The organism is Streptomyces sp. NPDC053076 (assembly GCF_044546845.1).
GTDB lineage: Bacteria > Actinomycetota > Actinomycetes > Streptomycetales > Streptomycetaceae > Streptomyces.
Genome location: NZ_JBITZL010000003.1, coordinates 559,867 through 578,977, shown reverse-complemented (window position 1 = coordinate 578,977; position 19,111 = coordinate 559,867). Strand labels below are relative to the sequence as shown.

Annotated in this window: 14 protein-coding genes and 2 pseudogenes; 7 read left to right on the top strand and 9 right to left on the bottom strand. The window is 71.3% G+C overall.

What is annotated here, in order from left to right; genetic code table 11:
- Positions 1-5: 5 nt before the first annotated feature.
- Positions 6-353 carry a hypothetical protein gene (locus ACIGYR_RS15935; protein WP_391842540.1) on the top strand — a complete coding sequence of 116 codons (348 nt, stop codon included), beginning with the start codon at positions 6-8 and terminating at the stop codon, positions 351-353.
- A gap of 240 nt (positions 354-593) precedes the next feature.
- On the opposite strand, the pseudogene ACIGYR_RS15930 reads toward ACIGYR_RS15935, so the two are convergent.
- Together ACIGYR_RS15930 and ACIGYR_RS15925 are read right to left on the bottom strand one after the other, a co-directional pair.
- Positions 594-1,685: pseudogene (locus ACIGYR_RS15930) on the bottom strand (FAD-dependent monooxygenase).
- Positions 1,686-1,747: 62 nt separating this feature from the next.
- Positions 1,748-2,812: pseudogene (locus tag ACIGYR_RS15925) on the bottom strand (cytochrome P450); the annotation flags it as partial.
- Between the two features lie 236 nt (positions 2,813-3,048).
- Here ACIGYR_RS15925 and ACIGYR_RS15920 point away from each other — a divergent pair.
- Positions 3,049-3,705, top strand: a complete 657-nt coding sequence (locus ACIGYR_RS15920) for a TetR/AcrR family transcriptional regulator (RefSeq protein WP_399599620.1) — start codon at positions 3,049-3,051, stop codon at positions 3,703-3,705.
- 61 nt (positions 3,706-3,766) lie between these two features.
- Here the strand turns inward: ACIGYR_RS15920 and ACIGYR_RS15915 are convergent, their stop codons facing one another.
- Positions 3,767-4,288: a hypothetical protein gene (locus ACIGYR_RS15915; RefSeq protein ID WP_399599618.1), complete on the bottom strand. Its 522-nt coding sequence runs from the start codon at positions 4,286-4,288 to the stop codon at positions 3,767-3,769.
- Positions 4,289-4,750: 462 nt separating this feature from the next.
- On the opposite strand from ACIGYR_RS15915, the gene ACIGYR_RS15910 reads away from it, so the two are divergent.
- From ACIGYR_RS15910 to ACIGYR_RS15890, 5 genes are all read left to right on the top strand, one after another.
- Positions 4,751-4,960 carry a ferredoxin gene (locus ACIGYR_RS15910; protein WP_383095055.1) on the top strand — a complete coding sequence of 70 codons (210 nt, stop codon included), beginning with the start codon at positions 4,751-4,753 and terminating at the stop codon, positions 4,958-4,960.
- A complete protein-coding gene (locus ACIGYR_RS15905) occupies positions 4,950-6,317 on the top strand; it encodes an NAD(P)/FAD-dependent oxidoreductase (protein WP_399599616.1) in 1,368 nt (455 codons plus the stop codon). Before ACIGYR_RS15910 ends, ACIGYR_RS15905 begins: the two co-directional genes overlap by 11 nt.
- A 26-nt stretch (positions 6,318-6,343) precedes the next feature.
- Entirely contained in the window at positions 6,344-7,528 is a 1,185-nt protein-coding gene (locus tag ACIGYR_RS15900) for a cytochrome P450 (RefSeq protein WP_399599614.1), read from the top strand.
- A gap of 567 nt (positions 7,529-8,095) precedes the next feature.
- A complete protein-coding gene (locus ACIGYR_RS15895) occupies positions 8,096-9,118 on the top strand; it encodes a LacI family DNA-binding transcriptional regulator (RefSeq protein WP_399599612.1) in 1,023 nt (340 codons plus the stop codon).
- A gap of 418 nt (positions 9,119-9,536) precedes the next feature.
- Positions 9,537-10,649, top strand: coding sequence for a cellulose binding domain-containing protein (locus ACIGYR_RS15890; RefSeq protein WP_399599609.1), 1,113 nt, complete (start codon positions 9,537-9,539; stop codon positions 10,647-10,649).
- Between the two features lie 137 nt (positions 10,650-10,786).
- Here the strand turns inward: ACIGYR_RS15890 and ACIGYR_RS15885 are convergent, their stop codons facing one another.
- The 6 genes from ACIGYR_RS15885 to ACIGYR_RS15860 all read right to left on the bottom strand — a co-directional run bounded on the left by ACIGYR_RS15885 (position 10,787) and on the right by ACIGYR_RS15860 (position 19,050).
- Positions 10,787-11,212 (bottom strand): DUF6003 family protein, encoded by a 426-nt coding sequence (locus ACIGYR_RS15885; RefSeq protein WP_399599606.1) that lies wholly within the window; start codon positions 11,210-11,212, stop codon positions 10,787-10,789.
- A 239-nt stretch (positions 11,213-11,451) separates the two neighbouring features.
- Complete coding sequence (locus ACIGYR_RS15880) at positions 11,452-12,270, bottom strand: ABC transporter ATP-binding protein (RefSeq protein ID WP_399599603.1); 819 nt, start codon at positions 12,268-12,270, stop codon at positions 11,452-11,454.
- Positions 12,271-12,274: 4 nt separating this feature from the next.
- Positions 12,275-13,237 carry a FecCD family ABC transporter permease gene (locus ACIGYR_RS15875; RefSeq protein WP_391843123.1) on the bottom strand — a complete coding sequence of 321 codons (963 nt, stop codon included), beginning with the start codon at positions 13,235-13,237 and terminating at the stop codon, positions 12,275-12,277.
- A 65-nt stretch (positions 13,238-13,302) separates the two neighbouring features.
- A complete protein-coding gene (locus ACIGYR_RS15870) occupies positions 13,303-14,340 on the bottom strand; it encodes an ABC transporter substrate-binding protein (RefSeq protein ID WP_399599600.1) in 1,038 nt (345 codons plus the stop codon).
- Positions 14,341-14,423: 83 nt separating this feature from the next.
- On the bottom strand, positions 14,424-18,806 hold the full coding sequence (locus ACIGYR_RS15865) for an amino acid adenylation domain-containing protein (RefSeq protein ID WP_399599598.1): 4,383 nt from the start codon (positions 18,804-18,806) through the stop codon (positions 14,424-14,426).
- Complete coding sequence (locus ACIGYR_RS15860) at positions 18,793-19,050, bottom strand: phosphopantetheine-binding protein (RefSeq protein ID WP_399600236.1); 258 nt, start codon at positions 19,048-19,050, stop codon at positions 18,793-18,795. Before ACIGYR_RS15860 ends, ACIGYR_RS15865 begins: the two co-directional genes overlap by 14 nt.
- Positions 19,051-19,111 lie beyond the last annotated feature (61 nt).

Here is a 19,111-nt window from a genome sequence, read left to right as displayed (position 1 = left end):
TAACTATGCACGCGAAACGATGCATCGTGGTCCTGGCGAGCCCTCTCGCCGCAGCGGCACTTCTGTGCTCGCCGGCGCTGATGACGCAGGCGGCAGCCGCCGCCATCCAGGGTCCGGCGGTGTCCGCCCCGCAGGCCCCCGCCGCCAAGAGCCCTGGCGCACAGGGTGCGCTGGACGGGGAAAAGGCCGGGAAGAAGGACGGCAGTCACTGCAACTGGGGGAAGTCCGACAATCCTGAAGCAAAGAAGAGTAAGTACAAGCTGAAGGACTACCAGAAGTACAACGTCGCCTACGAAGCGGCGTATCAGAAGTCCTACGAGGCGTTCGACAACGGCTGCGACGAGGACGAGTAGCGTTGATCTCCCGCAAGGGTGGGAGGCCGTGGCCGTCCACCCTTGCGGGGTTCGCCATGGCGCGCGCGCATTCGAGTTGAACGCCCAGCCGGCCTCAGCGGCCACTGATGGCTGCTCCTCGCGTCGGGGAGGCCGGTGGTAGCCGGGATACCGCTGCCGGCCGCCGTCCGCGGGCCGGGCGGGTGGAACGGTTCTGGGCGCGGCGCGGAGTGCGGGGTGGTCGTGGCGGGGTGCTCCTCGTCAGAGGACGGGACCGGCAGCGGTGGGGCGGCGGGTCGTGTGCAGCAGCGGTGCCCAGGCTGTGGTGTCGGTGAAGTCGCCGGCGCCCGCGGGGACCGTGTCCAGTACGACGCGGTCGGGGCGCAGCAGGACGGCGTCCGCCCGGCCGCGTGCCAGCCACGCGGCCAGGGCGCCGTCGTCGCCCAGGCGTGGACGCGCCCAGTGCCGTGGCCACGGCCGTCATCCGCGGGCTGAGCGGCACAGCGGTCAGGACGGCGAAGGAGTCCCCGAGGACGTCGTCGAGGCGCACTCGCCTGCCGTCGTGCAGCACCCAGGGCTGCGGGCAGAAGGTGCCGGACAGCGGGCGGCCGGTCAGCCGGGGACGTCGCCGTACCAGGGGGCCGGTGGTCAGGGCGGGGCTGAGGTCGCGGCTCAGCGTCGCGGTCACGCCGGGGATGCGGCAGGCCGCGACGCGGATCACATGGCGGCCGTGCGGCTTGCGCTCACGCTCGTAGGTGTCCAACAGATCCTCGTTCGCGTCCTGTTGGAGTACCCGGGCGAGTTTCCAGGTGAGGTTGTGGGCGTCCCGCAGACCCGCGCACAGTCCCTGTCCGACGAAAGGCGGGGTGAGGTGGGCGGCATCGCCGAGCAGGAACACGCGTCCCCGGCGCCACCGGGTCGCCGCCGTCGCGGCGGAAGGCCACCCGTACCGCAGCCGCACCGTCGGCCGGTTGGCTGACCGACACGGCCTCCACCCCGCCCCACAGCTCGCACTCCGGGCGGCGCGCCAGGGCATCGCGCAGCAGGCGTTCCAGGTCGGGCTGGTCGAACATGCTGGTCTGCGGGAAGCCATGCTGTCCGTGCCGGGATCGCGAACTCGGCGATCACGCGGTGCTGGGCAGTCAGCAGCCGCAGTCCGCGGGCCGGGTGGGCGAGGGCGGCGAACTCCTCCTGGACTCCGACACGTTGCAGGATCCGGCGCACCTCGTCGTCCACGACGACGGCGCGCGGCAAGGGGTAGATGTCCCGGTGGCGTTCGAGGACGATGCTGCGCACGCCGCGCCGGGCGAGCAGGAGGGCGGCCGTGACCCCCACGGGCCCGGCGCCGATGATGCCTTGGGGTGGGAGTGCAGCGCGCCCATGAGGAGGTTGGCCCTGGTTCCCTTCTTCAGCTCGTACCGGCCGCCGATGACGGTGTCGTCGATCGGCGCCTTGGCGATCATCGGGATGGGAGCCCATAGGCGCAGGGTCTCCTCGAGGATGCGCGGGATGACGTCGAGCTGCATGATCGTGTCGTAGTCCGGAACCGTGTCGCCGGGCAGCAGGCCGTCCACCTCGGCGTACGCCTGGGCCAGGACGTGCGGGTTGCGCATCAGCGAGTACGTGGCGAACGACAGCAGGCCACTGGTGGTCTCGTGACCGGCGATCAGGAAGGTCACCACCTGGTCGCGGACGTTGTCGTCGGCGAGCAGCTTGCCGGTCTCCGGGTCGGTGGCCTCCAGCATCAGGCCGAGCAGGTCCTCCTCACCGGTGCCCTTCCCCTCGCGACGCTCCTTGATCACGCTCTCGGCCAGGTCCTGCATCTGCTGGACGTTGGCGCGGTACCTCCTGTCGTCCGCCTTGCGGAGCCTGGTCATCACCGGCAGCTCCTGGGAGCGCCGCATCGACTCGATCAGCGCCTCCAGCAGCGCGTTGAGGAAGGGGTGCAGCTCCTCCTTGTCGAAGGACCGGAACCGGTAGCCGAACCCCGACAGGGCGATGGTGTCGAGGGTGAGCCGGGTGTAGTCGTCGGTGATCTGCACCGGCTGTCCCTCCCGGCGCTCCCACTTGCCGACCAGGTTCTGGGCGATCTCCAGCATCTGCCCGCAGTAAGCCTTCATGGCGCGCTGGCTGAAGGCCGGCAGGAGGATCCGGTGCGCCATGGCCCACTCCTCCTCGTGCTGGTGGGCCGTGAACAGGCCCGCCCCGGTGAAGTCCCGCACATGACTCAGGGGCGTCTTGTCGATCTGCTTGAAGAACCGCGTCTCGTCGCAGACCTCGGCCACCAGGTCCGGGTCGTAGACGAAAACCTGCTCGATGCCGGCGATGTCCATGCCGTAGAGACCCTCGGGGAACTGCTCGGACAGCTCGTTGAAGTACTCCACCGGGTTGGTGTCGGGGATCTGCGGCGTGTGGCCGAGGAGGGGGATCGCGCGCGGGGAGCGGATGGGGCGAAGGTCGTTCGCCGAGTGCGTGGTCATGGCTCGCTCCTTGGTACGGAGAGGGGGAAGGGCAAGGGCGTCGGTTCTACCGCGCCGCAAAAGCGGAACCATACGGCGTATGGAATCATTACCATACGTCGCATGGAAAGCGGGACGTAACCACCGCGGCCGCGGGCGGGCGCCGCGGCCGAAGTCGCTTCCATACGCCGTACGGAAGTGCTAACGTACGGGGTATGGAAAAGCCGCATCCTCCGCGGGGAACGAGGAAGAGAGCCGTGCCTCTGACCGAGGCCGGGATCCTTGCCGCCGCCCTGCGGCTCATCGACGAGGACGGGGTCGAGGCGCTCACCATGCGCAAACTCGCGACCGCGCTCGATGCGAACCCGATGTCGCTGTACCACCACGTCTCGAACAAGGAAGCCGTGCTGCGCGGCGTGACGAGAACGGTCGGAGCCCAGTTCCGCACCGTGACGCTGGAGGACGCCCCCTGGCAGGAGCGCATCCGTCTGCTCGCCACGGACTTCCGTGCGCTGGCGCACCGTCACCCCAAGCTGATGGCTTACTCGTTCAGCCACCAGCCGGACTTCATCCAGCCCGACGACCCGTTCTGGACCGCGCTCACCGCGATCGTGGAAGCCGCCGGGGTGCCGCGGTCAGAGGTGCCGGAGATCGCCGCGCTGATGGTCGCCGTCGTCGTCGGTGTCCTGACCGCCGAACTCAACGGCTCGCTGCACCAGTGGGCGAAGCTCAAGCCCCCCGGCCCTGATGCCGGCGAGGGCGGCCCAGGGGAAGCGGACCGTGGCGCCACGGATGCGGGCCCCGACGGCCCCGACCAGGACCGCATGTTCCGCCTCGCCATGGACACGCTGATCACGGGCCTGGAAAGCCGGCTCACCGCCGATCGTGACGGCCAGGGCGTCGGCCGCCGGTGAGTCCGCGGTCCCGGGAAGGTGACCATCAGCTCCGGGGGCCGCTGGTTGAGCGGCGCGTTCTCTAGCGACCCGAACCGGCGTTGCCCTCGTCGCCTCCGGAGTCCCGCCGATCCCGCTCGTCCGGGGCGGACGCTTCCCCGTCCAGCAGCTCCGTGAGCGCGGCATCTGCCCTTTTCCGGTCCTCCTTCGTCAGTTCGAGGGGCGCGTTGTCGTAGACGGTGTACCGATCGGGATCAAGGATGTTGGCGGCCCTCAAGGTGAACGTCAGCAGGGGTCGCCACCCCTTGCGGTGCCCGACCCTCACTTGTATCTGGGCCTGGTAGTCCCGGGCCTCCGGGGTGAAGCCGGAAAACGGTGCCTCGAACTCGAGGAAGAGCTGTCGCGCTTCTCTGCCGGCCACGACGAATCCGGCCGGCAGCGTCACCTCCTCGTCCGGCCCCGGCTGGAGACGAGACGGGGAGGACACCCACAGGAGCGGCAGATGCGAGGCGGGCTCGTCGGGGAAGGTGAGGATGAGGTCCTGCACGACGATCGGCTTGGGACCTGTGTTGTGCAGCACGAGCGGAAGCCGCAGGCGTGCCATGGAGCCATGGACAATGGCCGCGAAGGAATGAGGCTCCCACGCCTTCAGGCGCCCCTGTCGGGCGTTGAGCCACCAGAACGACGCGACGGTGAAGACCAGTGCGCACGTCGACACGACACTGGCGCCCGTAAGTGATGAGGACGCGTTCTGATCCACCGCGACCATCAGCGGCACCACAGGTTCAGTGTGCCAGCCCCACCGTGGGCCCGCTGAGCGAGGTGGTCGGCGTCGTCCCCAAGGGAGCATCCCGTCGGCCCGGTCCGTGGACAACTGGGCGATAACGCCTGGGCGTTCGCCCTCTCGCCCTCGTGGGGACAGCCTTCGCCCCTGGGCCGTCCCGGCTGCGGCCCGGCGCCCTTCCTGATGTTCGGGGGCCGCCGCCCCCGGCGTTGCCGTGCGCACCGCGGGTCCTGCCTCCATGCTGGGAAGAGGGGGACGTGACAACGGAGGAAGTGGTGGACGATGCAGACCGTTGTCGACCTCACACGCTGCCAGGGCTACGCACAGTGCGTGTTCCTCGCGCCCGAGGTGTTCGAGCTGCACGGCGAGGAGGGACTGCTGTACGCCACGGCCGTCCCGGACGACCAGGTGGAGCGCGTGCGTCAGGCCGCGGCGGCGTGCCCGGTGCAGGCGATCCTCCTCGGGGAAGAGGTGAGCGGCGGTGCCCGATGACCTCAAGAACGGCCGGATCGTCATCGTCGGCGCGTCACTGGCCGGGCTGAGAGCCGCGGAGGCGCTGCGCGAGGAGGGCTTCACCGGCTCGCTGACCGTGATCGGCGACGAGCCCCACCCGCCCTACGACCGGCCCCCGCTGTCCAAGCAGGTGTTGCTCGGACAGGCGACGGCGGACACCACCGGGCTGCCGATGCGCCGGGATCCGGACGCCGAATGGCGGCTGGGCGTACGAGCCACCGGTGTGGACCCGCTGACGAAACGGGTGCTGCTGGAGGACGGCGAGTCACTGCCGTACGACCGGCTGCTGATCGCCACCGGCACCCGCGCCCGGCCCTGGCCCGATCCGGAGGAGGGCGCCCTGGACGGGGTGTTCACCCTGCGTACCCGTGAGGATGCCGGAGGGCTGGCCGAGCGGCTGGCCGCCGGGCCGGAGCGGGTGCTGGTGATCGGCGGCGGCTTCACCGGCTCGGAGATCGCCTCCGCCTGCCGGGAACTCGGACTGGACGTCACGGTCGCCGAACGCGGCCCGGCGCCGCTGGTGGGCGCCCTCGGCGGCACCCTGTCGAAGCTGGCGGCCGTCATGCACCGCAACCACGGGGTGGACCTGCGCACCGGAGTCACGGTGACCGCCCTGAACGGGAACGGCAGCTTCACCGGCGCGCAGCTGTCCGACGGCAGCCGTGTCGACGCCGACGTGTGCGTGGTGGCGCTGGGCGCGGTCCGCAATGTCGAGTGGCTGGCCGAGTCCGGGCTGGCGGCGGGCCCGCGCGGGATCGCCTGTGACGCCGGCTGTCACGCCTTCACCATGTACGGGATCGTCACCGACGACGTCTTCGTGGCCGGCGACGTCTCCCGCTTCCCTCACCCCCTGTTCGGCTACCAGATGCTGTCCCTGGAACACTGGGGCAACGCGGTCGAGCAGGCCGAGGTGGCGGCCCACAACATGGTCAACCCCGGACCGTTGCAGCGCCCGCACCTGGCCATCCCGACGTTCTGGTCGACCCAGTTCGGGCTCAACATCAAGTCCGTCGGCGTGCCCACCTACTCCGACCACGTGGTCATCGCCCAGGGCTCCCTGGAGGCACGCCGCCTGGCCATGGTCTACGGCTACCAGGGGCGAGTCACCGCGGCGGTCACCGTCGACATGGCCAAGTCGCTGGACTACTACCGGCACCTGATCGAGACGGCCGCCCCGTTCCCGCCCCCGCCCGGCGCGGCGGACCGGGCGATCGCCGCCGATGTGCCGATCCCGTCCGACGTGCCGGATCCGTCCGTGCTCTCCCACGGCCCCACCGTGGCGCTCACCGGATACCTGCCCGACCGCCGGCTGACCGTGGTGCGGCCCACGCGCTGACCCACCTTTCACGACGAGGAGCCACCATGGACTCCGAGACCCTGCTGGCACGGATCACCGACTACGCCAGCCGCCCCGACCCCTATCCGCTGTACACGGAGCTGCGGGAGGCAGGGCCCGTGGTCCCGCAGCCCGACGGCAGCTGCCTGGTCGGTACGTACCACGAGATCGCCGCCCTGCTCCACGACCCGCGGATGAGTGCCGATCCCCGCACCCGTGGCGCATTGACGCACAAGCCGCCGTTCCTCCGGCTCGACGATCCAGAGCACCACCGGCTGCGCACTTTGGCCATGCGCCCCTTCGGACCCCCGCACAGCCCGGCGCGGGTCGACGGCATGCGCGGCGAGGTCGACCGCATCACCAAGGAACTGCTGGAGCCCTTCGAGGCGGCCCGGCAGATCGACATCGTCGACGACTTCGCCTACCCGCTGCCCGTCGCGGTGATCTGCCGCCTGCTCGGCGTGCCGCGCGAGGACGAGCCGCTCTTCCGGGCGTGGTCGGACGCACTGGTCACAGCCGCCGACGTACGGACCGACGCGGACACCACCGAGACGGACAAGGCGGGCGACCGGGCGCGGGTCGAGATGGGCGGATACCTGGTGGGCCTCGCCGAGCAGCGCCGTGGCAAGCCGAGCGGCGACATGCTCTCCGCCTTCGTCAACGAACCGGACCCGGAGCTGCGCCTCACCCCCGAGGAACTCGCGGAGACGGCCGTGCTGTTGTTCATCGCAGGGCACGAGACCACGGTCAACCTCATCGCCAACGGCGTCCTCACCCTCCTGCGGCGGCCCGAGCACCTCGACCAACTGCGCCGCGAACCCGACCTGCTGCCGCGAGCGATCGAGGAACTGCTGCGCTACGAGCCCCCGGTCCACATGCGCGAACGGGTCCCCCACGCCGACATCGACGTCGCCGGCACGACGCTTGCGAAGGGCACCTCCGTCATCCTGGTCCTGGCCTCGGGCAACCGCGACCCGAAGCGATTCGCGGACCCCGACCGGTTCGACCCCACCCGACCGGACAACCAGCACTTCGGCTTCGGCAGCGGCATCCACCTCTGCTACGGCGCTCCCGTCGCCCGCCTCGAAGCCCAGGCCGCGCTCGGCGCACTGCTCCCCCACCTCGGCACGGCCCGCCTGGTCCAGGACCCGCCCCCGTACCGACAGAACGCCATGCTGCGCGGGCCCCGCCACCTGCTCATCCAGTGGTGAAACCGCCGTGACGCTGCCCCTTCTCCGGGTGCGCCTCGGCCCTGCGCGTGCTCAGCCGGCACACCGCCGCCGAGACGCCCGGCCGGATCGTGGGGGCCGTGCGGATCCGCGCCGGCCGCTTTCCTCAGCCACCGTGGGCGGTGCTGACCGCGCACTGATCGCCGAACTGGCCAGTACGACGGCGAGCTCGACGCCGAGGACACCGATGAGTATGCCGAGCCCGAGCCGTACGACGACGAGGGGCCGGAACCGTATGAGGAGGAGGCCCACACCACCGCTCACACCTGGGTCGCGGACTGTCACCGCCTGCGCACGACGGCCAGGGCGATTCCGATCGCCGCGAGCACCGCCACCAGGATCACGAACCATCTGGGCATCAATTCGAGGCCCTTGTAGGCGAAGAAGCGACTGCCGGACGCCCGCCCTCCCCTGATGGAACGTCTGCTCCGGGTACCCACTGCGGGGCCGAGGAGGCAACAGTCGGGCTGCTCGGCGATACGGTGGCCGCCGGGGGGCCGGCGTAGCGGAGCCCGTGGAAGCGGCGAGTTCGTGGGGGGGGAGATGGTCATGGGCAGGCGTCGCCCTGATACGCCGACGCTGGAGGAGGTGGCCGCGCGCGCCGGAGTGGGCCGGGGCACGGTCTCGCGCGTCGTCAACAACGCGGCAGGGGTGAAGGATTCGACGCGCCGCGCGGTGCAGCAGGCCATCGCCGAACTCGGGTACGTGCCCAATCTGGCGGCCCGGTCCCTGGCCGGGCGGCGCGCCGACGCCGTCGCACTCGTCATGACCGAGCCGGACTGGCGGCTGTTCGCCGAGCCCTTCTTCTCCGAGATCGTCAGCGCGCTCGGCGACGCGTTGGCCGACACCGGGATGCAGCTGCTGCTGACCCTGGTCCGTTCGGACACCGAACGGCGGCGCTTCCTGGAGTACGCCCGCGGCGGCCGGGTCGACGGTGTGCTGCTGATGTCCGTGCACGCCGGCGATCCGTTGCCGGACATGCTCGCCGAGGCCCGGTTGCCGACCGTGTTGCTGGGACGCCGCTCGGGCGACGAGCGCGTCAGCTATGTCGACGCGGACAACACCGGAGGCGCCCGCGGCGCGGTCGCGCACCTGCTGGCCACGGGCCGGCGGGCCATCGCCACGATCACCGGGCCGCTCGACATGTACGTCGCCCAGTGCCGGCTGCGGGGCTACCGCGAGGCCCTCGCGTCGGCCGGCCTGGACGCCGACGGGTCCTGGATCGCCGAGGGCGACTTCACCGAGGAGAGCGGTCAGCGTGCCATGGCCCGCCTCCTCGAACGGCATCCGGAGATCGACGGCGTGCTGGCCGCGTCGGACACCACGGCGGCCGGTGCGCTGCGGGCGCTGCGCGCGACCGGGCGCCGGGTTCCTCAGGATGTCGCCGTCATCGGTTTCGACGACTTTCCGCTGGCCGAGCGAACCGAGCCGCGGTTGTCCACGGTCCGTCAGCCGCTGACGGAGATCGGCCGGGTCATGGTCCGGCTGCTCCTGGAGGAGTTGGAGGAGCCCGCCGTGGCCTGGCGGCATGTCATCCTGCGGACCGAACTGGTCCTGCGCGAATCCGCCTGACCTTCAGTCATCCACGCCGCTCTTCGGCCGGGTACTCCGCTCCTTCCCTCACGACCGCCGCCCCTTCTGTCCCGCACACCATCCCTCCGGCCCCGACCGCCGCCCCTTCTGTCCCGCACACCATCCCTCCGGCCCCGTCCGCCGCCCCCTCGGTCACGAAGGCCGTCCCTTCGCTCACGCACGCCATCCCTTCGCCCCGTTCGCCGTTCCTTCGGGAGCGCTCCCAGAAGGCCGCCCCCAGGAATCACACCCCTGCGACCTGCTCCTTCGAAATCGCTTCGACAGGTCGCGTGCGCAACCCTTGTCAGGGCCATGACCCAGTCCCTACAGTCCCCGTGAAACCGCGCGAATGGGAGCGCTCCCAATCCATGCCGGAGAAGCTCCCACACCACTCCCCGCCTCACCGGAGAGGACCCGCATGCGACCGTCACAGCACCATGCCCGCCGAGCGCGTGGCTTGTTCGGCGCGCTGCTCGCCTCGCTCGCCACCCTGGCGGCCCTGCTCACCACCGCCTCGGCCGCCCAGGCCGACACCGCGATCTGCGAACAGTTCGGTTCGACGACGATCCAGGGCCGCTACGTCGTCCAGAACAACCGCTGGGGCACCAGCGAAGCTCAGTGCATCAGCGCCACCGACACCGGATTCCGGATCACCCAGGCCGACGGCTCGGTGCCCACCAACGGCGCCCCGAAGTCCTACCCGTCGGTCTACAACGGCTGTCACTACACCAACTGCTCCCCCGGCACCAACCTTCCGGCCCAGCTCAGCACCGTCTCCAGCGCGCCCACGGCCATCTCGTACACCTACGTGGGCGACGCCGTGTACGACGCCGCGTACGACATCTGGCTCGACCCCACACCCCGCACCGACGGCGTCAACCGGACCGAGATCATGGTCTGGTTCAACAAGGCCGGTCCTATCCAGCCCGTGGGCTCACAGGTCGGCAGCGCCACCGTCGCCGGGCGCCAGTGGCAGGTGTGGTCCGGCAACAACGGCTCCAACGACGTGTTGTCCTTCGTCGCCCCGTCGGCGATCACCAGCTGGAACTTCGACGTCATGGACTTCGTCCGGCAGGCCGTCGCCCGGGGACTCGCGCAGCGCAGCTGGTACCTGACGAGTGTTCAGGCGGGATTCGAGCCCTGGCAGAACGGCGCCGGTCTCGCCGTCACCGCCTTCTCCTCCACCATCAACACCGGCGGCCCCGGAAACCCCGCGGCTTGCGCGGTGACGTACGCGACGAACGTCTGGCCGGGCGGCTTCACCGCCGACGTCACCGTCACCAACACCGGTTCCACCCCGGTCGACGGCTGGCAGCTCGCTTTCGCCCTGCCCGCCGGGCAGCGCATCACCAGCGCCTGGAACGCGGCCGCCTCCCCCGCCTCGGGAACCGTCACAGCCAGCAGCCTGGCCTACAACGCCCAGATCCAGCCCGGCGCCAAGGTCACCTTCGGGCTTCAGGGCACCTACAGCGGAAGCTTCGCCAGGCCCGGCGGCTTCAGCCTCAACGGGGCCGCCTGCGCGACCGCGTGAGAACACGCCGCGGCCGACGGCAGCACCACCTTCGGCTTCACCGCCACCTCCACCGGCAACAACACTCCCGTGGGCTCGGCCGGCTGTGCGACGCCGTAGTGATGTTCCCGGTGCGGCCGGCCACGGGCCGAGGCCGCTCAGCGGGTCGCCGCGGCCCTGACCGCCCGCAGGTCCTCGCCGGTGAGTTCGGCGATGCGGTGGGGCGCGACGCCCGCGGCCAGCGCACGGGCGAGCAGCTCGTCTCGTCCGTGCGCGCAGTCCCGGTAGGCGAGCAGTTCGTCTTCGACCGCCGCCAGGGCCTGCGGAGCCGTCCGGTGGCGCAACCGGCTCAGTTCCTCCTCGCCCAACGGGACCGGCAGCCGTTCCGCCCCCTCTTCGATGGCCTCGGTCTCCTCAGGGGACACCAGCCGCAGCCGCGGGGACAGGGCCGACACTCCCTGGGCGTCGAGCCACGCGCGCACCGCGGGCGTCTCCATACAGGCCGGCGGTCCCACCTCGGCCGGTGGCACACCGAGCGTCTCAGCCGGATCGTCCACGAGAAACAGGTAAGCGTCATCGGTCATGTCTGGCTCCTCGTCACAGCTCGTCGGCCGGTCGCCGTCCCTTTACCCCGTTCGCGTCCACATAGCGCGCGGCTTCCCACCTGGCTGAGCCGGTTGTGCCGCCACTTGACCCAAAGGGGTGAACGAGGGGTCCGGCACGGAGATGACCGCGGGCCCGCGAGGGCTCGGCCGCGGGCCGGGGCGACGCCCGAAGTCAAAGGCCTCGGATCGCGCGCGGGCACGGCGCGGATCACGGCACGTCATTGTCCGGCGCGCACCGCCTCCCCGTCCTCGGCACCGCGGCCACGGGTAAGTGGCTGAGCCGCGTAGGTGATCCGGACGACGCCGTCGGCGTGGCGTTCGGCGTGGGCGCGTACGCCGAAGACGTCGGCCAGGAGCTGCGGGGACAGCACGACCAGGACCGGTCCGGCTGCCACCACGGAACCCTCGTGCAGGACGACCAGGTGATCGCAGAGGCGGGCGGCCAGGTCGAGGTCGTGCAGGACCGCCAGCGTGGTGACACCGGTGGCCCTGATCAGGTCCAGCAGCTCGAACCGGGCGCGGATGTCCAGGTGGTTGGTCAGCTCGTCGAGCACGAGCAGTTGGGGGTCCTGCGCCAAGGCCCGTGCCAGCAGCACGCGTTGGCGCTCGCCGCCGGACAGGGAGGCGTACTCCCGGTCCGCGTACGGTCGCACACCGCAGCGGTCGATGGCATCGGCCACGGCCCGGTGGTCCTCGGCGCCGTCGCGTCCCAGCAGGCCGTGGTGGGGTGCGCGGCCGAGCGCGACGATCTCGGTGACGGTCAGGCCGGTGGTGTTGCCGGTGGCGTCCTGGAGAACGGCGGCCGTGCGACGGGCCGCCGTTCGGGGGGACAGCGCCCATACGTCGTCTTCGCCGACCCGGACCGCGCCCTGCGCGGGGCGAAGTGAGCGGTACACGGCGCGCAGGAGGGTGGACTTACCGCTGCCGTTGGGGCCGACGAGGCCGACGATGTCGCCCTTGCGGGCCTCAAGGTTCACGCCGTTGAGGATCGGGTTGCGGTCCAGGGTGATGTGAAGTCGGTCGACGGTCAGTCTCATGGGTTCAGTCCAGGCCCTTGTTGCGGCGCAGCAGCCACAGGAAGAAGGGAGCGCCCAACAGAGCGGTGAGGATGCCCAGCGGGAGTTCGTTGGGACGGTTGAGGGTGCGGGAGAGCAGGTCGACGAGGACCAGGTAGAGCGCGCCGAGCAGAGCGGTCAGCGGCAGCAGCCGGCGGTGGTCGGCACCGCAGGTGAGGCGGACCAGATGCGGGATCATCAGGCCGACGAACCCGATGCTGCCGGCGACGGCGATGACGGTTCCGGTGAGCAGCGCGCTGAGCACCAGCAACGCCGCGCGCAGGCGGTCGACGTCGACACCGAGCGCGGTGGCGGAGTCGTCTCCGGCCAGCAGGACGTTGAGCCGTCGGCCGAAGAGGGTCAGGAGGACGGTGCCGGCCAGCACCACGACGGTGACCGTGGGCAGTTGGTCCCACTGGGCGCCCGCCACGCTGCCCAGCATCCAGAACATCACCGTACGCAGCTCCGTCGGCGTCGCCTGCAACTGGACGTAACTCGTCGCCGAGAGGAAGACATAGCCGACCGCGACCCCGGCGAGGACCAGCCGGGTGGGGGCCATCCGGCCGCGTCGCCGGCCGAGCGCGAACACCAGTGCGCCCGCCGCCACCGCGCCGAGGAAGGCCGCTGCCGACACCCCGAGTCCGGCGAGCGCCACGCCGCCGCCCAAGGTGATGACCAGCACCGCGCCGAGCGTGGCGCCGTGGGAGAAGCCGAGGACGACGGGGTCGGCGAGCGGATTGGCCACCACGGTCTGCAGCACCGCACCCGACACGGCCAGGCCCGCGCCGACCAGGGCCGCCAGAACGACGCGTGGCGTGCGGAAGTTCCAGACGATCTGGTCGGTCGCGAGGTCACCGGCCGTGCCCTGGCCGCTGACGTGGTGCCAGACGATGCCCCACACCTCGCCCAGCGGGATGGTGACCGCGCCGATGCTGATCGCCACGATCATGGTGGCCATCAGCGCGACGGGAAGGAAGGTGAAGGCCAGGATGGCCCGCAGTCGGGTCGGCCCGGTCAGAAGGCGTCCGGGTGCAGCAGCTTCGCGATCTCCTCGACCGCCAGGGCGTTGCTGGGGCCGAGGTACATCGAGTCGGACAGCACCACGTACTTGTTCTTCCTGGCGGCCGGCCACTGGGGGAACTCCTTCAGCAGTTTCCTGGCGTAGGCCGCCGGGTTGGGGTCGTTGTAGCCGATGACGACGAGCGCGTCGACGTCGGTGGCGGCCACCTTCTCCTTGCTCAGGTCGGCGAAGGAGGTCTTGGACGCCGACTCGAAGGCATTGGAGCCGCCGGCCTTGGCGAGGATGTCGTTGTAGATGCCGTGGGCGACGACGGAGCTGAAGGCGTTCCCGCCCATGGACATGTTGGAGAAGAGCACCATCACCTTGGGTGCCTTCCGGCCCTTGACCTTGGCGGCGATGCCGTCGATGCGCTTCTTGGCGGCCGCGATCAGGTTCTCCGCGCGACCGGGGACATTGAAGATCCTGCCCAGGTCGCGCAGCAGCGTGTAGCTGTCGGCGACGGTCATCTTCGAGGTGTCCTGCTCGCAGCCCTGCGGGGAGACGTAGGTGTTGGCCGCCACCTGCTTCAACTGGTCACGCGTGGCGAAGCCGTTCTTCTCGTCGAAGCCGTACGACGTCGTGGACAGCACCAGATCCGGGCGCAGGCCGAGCATCGCCTCGCGGGGGATGTCGTAGGCGTCGTTCAGTTCGATGTTCCCGGTGGGCAGCGCCTTGATGGCCTTGACCCGGCCCGGTACCTCGCTCATGCCATAGGACTGCTCGTTGGCGACGATTCTGTCGCCGAGGCCGAGGGCGAGGAGCGTGGAGACCTCGGCCACCGAGGCGCCGTTCATGACGACCACGCGGCTGGGGGGCTGCTCGAAGGTCTCGCTCCGTCCACAGTTGTCGATGGTCACCGGGTACCCGGTCTTCGAGGCGGCCCGGGCCGGCCGGCCGCCCGCCGCTTCGTCCGTCGAGGAGTCGGCGCATGCCGCCGTGACCAGACAGAGGGCCGCGGCCAGGGCTGTGGCGACCGGCCGTTCGTGGGACATGCTGGCTCCTTGCTCGCGGGGCTCGGTGGTGTTCCGGTCCAGTAGTCGCGGCGTCGGGGTCGTGAGTTCCCGGGGCGGGCCGACTACTTCGCGGGCGACGCCGACCGGCGTCCTCTTCCGGCCGGTACGGGCAGGTCACCCGTGGCCACGCACCGGTCGAGGTACCGGAACACCAGGTCCCGGCCGACCGGCGGACAGGTGATGCCGCTGTCCCGCAGTCCCTCGCGCACGTTGTCAGCGTGCACCCGCCCGAGGCGCAGGTCGTGGCCGTCGCTCCCGCTCACCCCGTGCGAGTCGAAGAAGGCGAGGGTGGTGGCGGCGACATCGGCCGTGCGGGGCAACTGAGCGCACCACTCGGGCAGCGGCAGCCGTCGTACGCCGTAGCCGTACTCCTCGACCCAGTCGTAGAGGTCACTCAGCCGCGTCCGCGGTACGGCCGCGTGGTTGAACACCGGCCCCGTGGCGTTGAGGCCGAGGTGCACCACGGACTTGGCGATGTAGTCCACCGGCGTCCAGATCTCGTCCTCGAACAACTCCGGCACGATGCCTGCCGGGATGCCGGCCCGCAGCACACTCCACAGGAAGTCGCCCGCGTTGACGTATCCGGTGCCGGCCGTCCCGATCACTCGGCCCAGGCGGTGCACGCTGACCGGCAGACCACGCTCGGCGGCCTGTTCGAGGAGGCGCTCGGAGGCCCACTTCGACTGCTGGTAGCCGTACCGCAGGCCGGGGTGGGGCGCCAGGAAAGCCTCCGGTACTTCCGGGCTGAGGCCCGCGGGCGGAGCCACCGACAGCGTGGAGACGTAGTGGAGGGGAATGGCGCGTGCCGCGGCGAGGCCCAGCAGGTGCCGGGTGGAGTCCGTGTTGGTGGCGCGCAGGGTGCCGTACTCACGCATGACGCTGACCGTCGCAGCGTTGTGGAAGAACGCGTCGCAGGTCTCGGCCAGTTCTCCGAGGGTGTCCGGTGCCAGACCGAGGCCGGGGCGGGCGAGGTCGCCGGGGACGGCGGTGACGCGCTGTTTCATCGCTTCCGGCAGCGAGAGGTCGTGGTGCTCCAGAGCCTGGCTGACGCGGGCCAGGGCGTGAGCGGTGGTGCGTGCGCGGACAGTGCAGACGATCTCGGCTTCCGTGGTGGCCAGGAGTTCCGCCAGCAGGTGTGCACCCACGAAGCCGGTGGCTCCGGTCAGCAGGATGCGCCGGGGCACGGCCGGGCTGCGGCCGGCCCCGGGCCGGATGCCGGGTTCGAGGGTGATGTCGTCCAGCAGGGGCGCGGGGACAGCGGCGGCGGCCGGCCGGTCGTCGAGGAAGCGGGCGAGTTCGGCAGCGGTGGGGTACTGGAAGAGCCAGGCGACCCGGATGTCTCGGCCCAGTTCGGCACCGAGGCGGTTGGCGACCTGGATGGCCTGGAGGGACTGGGCGCCCAGGTCGAAGACGTCGTCGTCGGCGCTGACGTCGTCGGCGCCCAGGATCCGCTGCCAGCAGCCGACGATCGTCCGCTCCAGCCGGCTGCCGACGGTGGGCCCCTGTGTCGCCGCGGGCGTGCTCAGCGCCCGTCGGTCGATCTTGCCGGATCCCGTGCGCGGCAGGCGGGCGTGGAATGCGACGGCGGAGGGGATCATCGCCGCCGGTAGCGTCGTCCGCAGATGTGCCCTCACCTCGGAGGCCGACGGAGCCGGAGAGCCGGTGACCAGGTGGGCCGTGAGGCGCCGGGTGCCGTCCGCGAGGGTCTGTCCGGCGACCGCGGCCTCCACGATCCGGGGGTGGGTCAGCAAGGCGCTCTCGATCTCGGTGGGGTGCACACGGTGACCGCTGATCTTGAACTCGTCGTCCGCCCGGCCGCGGAACCGCAGTTGCCCGTCATCGCCGATGTGCACCAGGTCGCCCGTGCGGTAGGCGCGCGGGCCGCCGGGCAGTGCGGCAAGGGAGGCGAACCGGGTGTCCTCGAACGCGCCGGCCCCGCGGTAGCCGAGGGCCAGGTTGTCGCCCAGCAGGTACAGCTCCCCGCCGACGACGGCGGCCCGGGTGCCGGGCAGCGGCAGCCCGATGGGGACGTCGCCGGGGGCGAGCCGGGGGTCGTGGAGGTCGGCGACCGTGGCGACCACCGTCGCCTCGGTCGGGCCGTAGGTGTTGAACAGCTCGACCGACGTGCCGACGGCCTTGCGCCAGCGTTCCACCCGTTCGGGGAGCGCCGCCTCACCGCCGATGACGACGGCCCGCACCCCTCGGGGCAGGGCCGTCGTGCCCGTCGAGAGCGTGTAGGCCAGTTCGTGCCAGTAGGCGGTGGGCAGATCCAGGACGCTCACGTCCAGCCGTGCGCAGTCGGCCAGGAACCGCGGGACCGACTGCGTCATCTCGTCGGCGCGTATGACGAGGGTGGCACCCACGCACAGGGTGAGGAACAGTTCCTCCACACTGGCGTCGAAGTGCAGCGGTGCGAACTGCAGGACGCGGTCCTCGCGACGCAGTCCGTAGCGCCGGGTGGCGCCCGCCACGAAGTGCGCGAGGGCGCCGTGGCTGATCTCGACGCCCTTCGGGCGACCGGTCGAGCCGGAGGTGTGGATGACGTAGGCGGGGTCCTGGGGTGCCGGCGGTGGTGGCGTCGGGCCCCGGGGCGACTCCGGCTCGTCGACCGCGAGGACGGGCGTGCCCGCGAAGAGGCCCGCACGGGTGCCGGTGGTGAGCACCAGAGCGGGTGGGGCCTCGCTCATCAGCCGCGCTGTCCGGCCGGCGGGGGCGGCCGGGTCGAGGGGGCAGTAGGCCGCGCCTGACAGCAGCACGCCGAGGACGGCGGTGACGGCCTCGACGCCCCGGGGCAGCGCCACGGCCACCAGGTCGCCCCGGCCGATGCCCCGGGCCGCCAAGCGGCGGGCTGTCTCACGGGCGCCGCCGAGGAGTTCGGCGTAGGTGACGCTGTCCCCGCCGTGCTCCACGGCGACGGCTCCGCCGCACCGGGCGGCGTGGTCGGCGATGAGGCTCAGCACCGGGTGGGCGGGGACGGGCAGCGGGCCGCCGTCCAGCACCGCCACGGCTGGCAGGGGATCGTCGTCCAGGGCCGGTACGGCGAGCAACGGGCCGCCGTCCAGGGCCGGTACGGCGAGCAACGGGCCGCCGTCCAGCGCCGGTGCGGCCGGCAGGGGATCACCGGACAGGGCCGGTTCGGCGGGCGGACGCAAGGGGCGGTCAGGGGCCGCCACCATCTCATCGAGCAGGGCGAGCAGTCCCTCCTGGAAGGCGGTGACGTCCGCCTCCTCGTACAGGTCGGGGTTGGCGTCCACCGCGATGCGCAGCCCGGTGCCGTCGGAGCGGTCGTACACGTTGACCGCAAGGTCGTCCACGGGGCCCGCGGACACGTTGTGGACGGTGCTGCGGTGCCCCGCGAAACGCAGGTCGTACGCGAACGGCATGATGTTCACGCCGGGGCCGGAGAGTCGCCGCTGACCGCCCACCAGCCGCAGGTCGCGCCGGAGTCGTTCGTAGCGGTAGCGCTGGTGCGGCAGACCGGCGCGCAGTTCGCGGGAGACGCGGGTGGCGAGGTCACGCGGACTGTCGTCGGCCAGGACGGCGACACGCAGCGGCAGGATGTTGCGGACCATGGCCGGTACGCGCAGCGACACGGAGCCGAGACGGCCCATGGCCGGCAGGCTCAGGACGATCTCCGGTGCTCCGGTGACCCGGTGCAGGTGGGCCACGGTCGCCGCGAGCAGCACCTCGGACCAGGTCACCGACAGCTCGCGGGCCACCGCGCGCAGGACGTCGGCCCGGGCGGCGTCCAGATCCCTGACGCGGCGGTGGACGGTGCGGGCGGGCAGCGCCGAGCGGCCGGCCGGGGTGGCCACCGGGGGGCGGTCCGCGTACCGGTCGGTCCAGTAGGCGCGGTCCTCGGCGTAGCGGGCGGAACGCCGGTAGGCGGCTTCCTCGGCGCGCACGGACTGAAGGGTCCCGTAACCGCTGCCGGGCACGGGTTCGCCCGCCATGAGGGCCGTGTAGACCTCGGCCACCCGGCGGGCCACCAGCGAGAGGCCGAAGCCGTCGAGGGCGATGTGGTGGACGCGGTGGTACCAGAGATACCGGTCACCGGCGGTTTTCAGCAGGGCGTGGCCGAACACGGGGCCCCGGGTGAGGTCCACCGGTCGGGCCATGTCAGCGGTCATCCAGGCGAGCGCGGCGGCATGCGGGTCCGGCTCGGCGGTGAAGTCGACCGTGTGCAACCGCCAGTCACCGGCCGGGGTCCCGACCTCCCAGGGTCGGCCTTCGCCGTCCACGGCGTAGGTGACGTTGAGGGCCTCGGTCTCGGCGACGACGTGGTGCAGTGCGGTGTCCAGGGCGCCGGCGTCCACCGGGCCTTCGACGCGCACGTACTCGGCCGTGTTGTAGGCGGGGCTGTCCGGGTCGAGTTGCTGGCCGGTCCAGATGCCTTCCTGGGCGGCAAGCAGCGGGTGGCGGGGTGGGGGCTCAGGTGTCGGCACGTGCCGTACCTCCCTGCCGCTCGGCCAGCAGCTGCCACCACTGGGCGAAGGAGGTGCACTCGCCGAGGTCCACGAAGCCGACGTCCGCGCCTGCGGCCTGCCACCGTTCGAGCAGGGTGACGATGCGCAGGGAGTCCAGGCCCGCGTCCAACGGGTTCTCCTCCAGGTCGATTTCGTCGGGCCGCAGGTACAGGAACTCCGCGAGGTCGGCGCGGAAGCTCTCCAGGGTGAGGGATTCAGGCATGTGGGTTCTCTCCACGACGGCGTTCATCAGGACGGTGTTCTTCACGACGGTGTTCTTCACG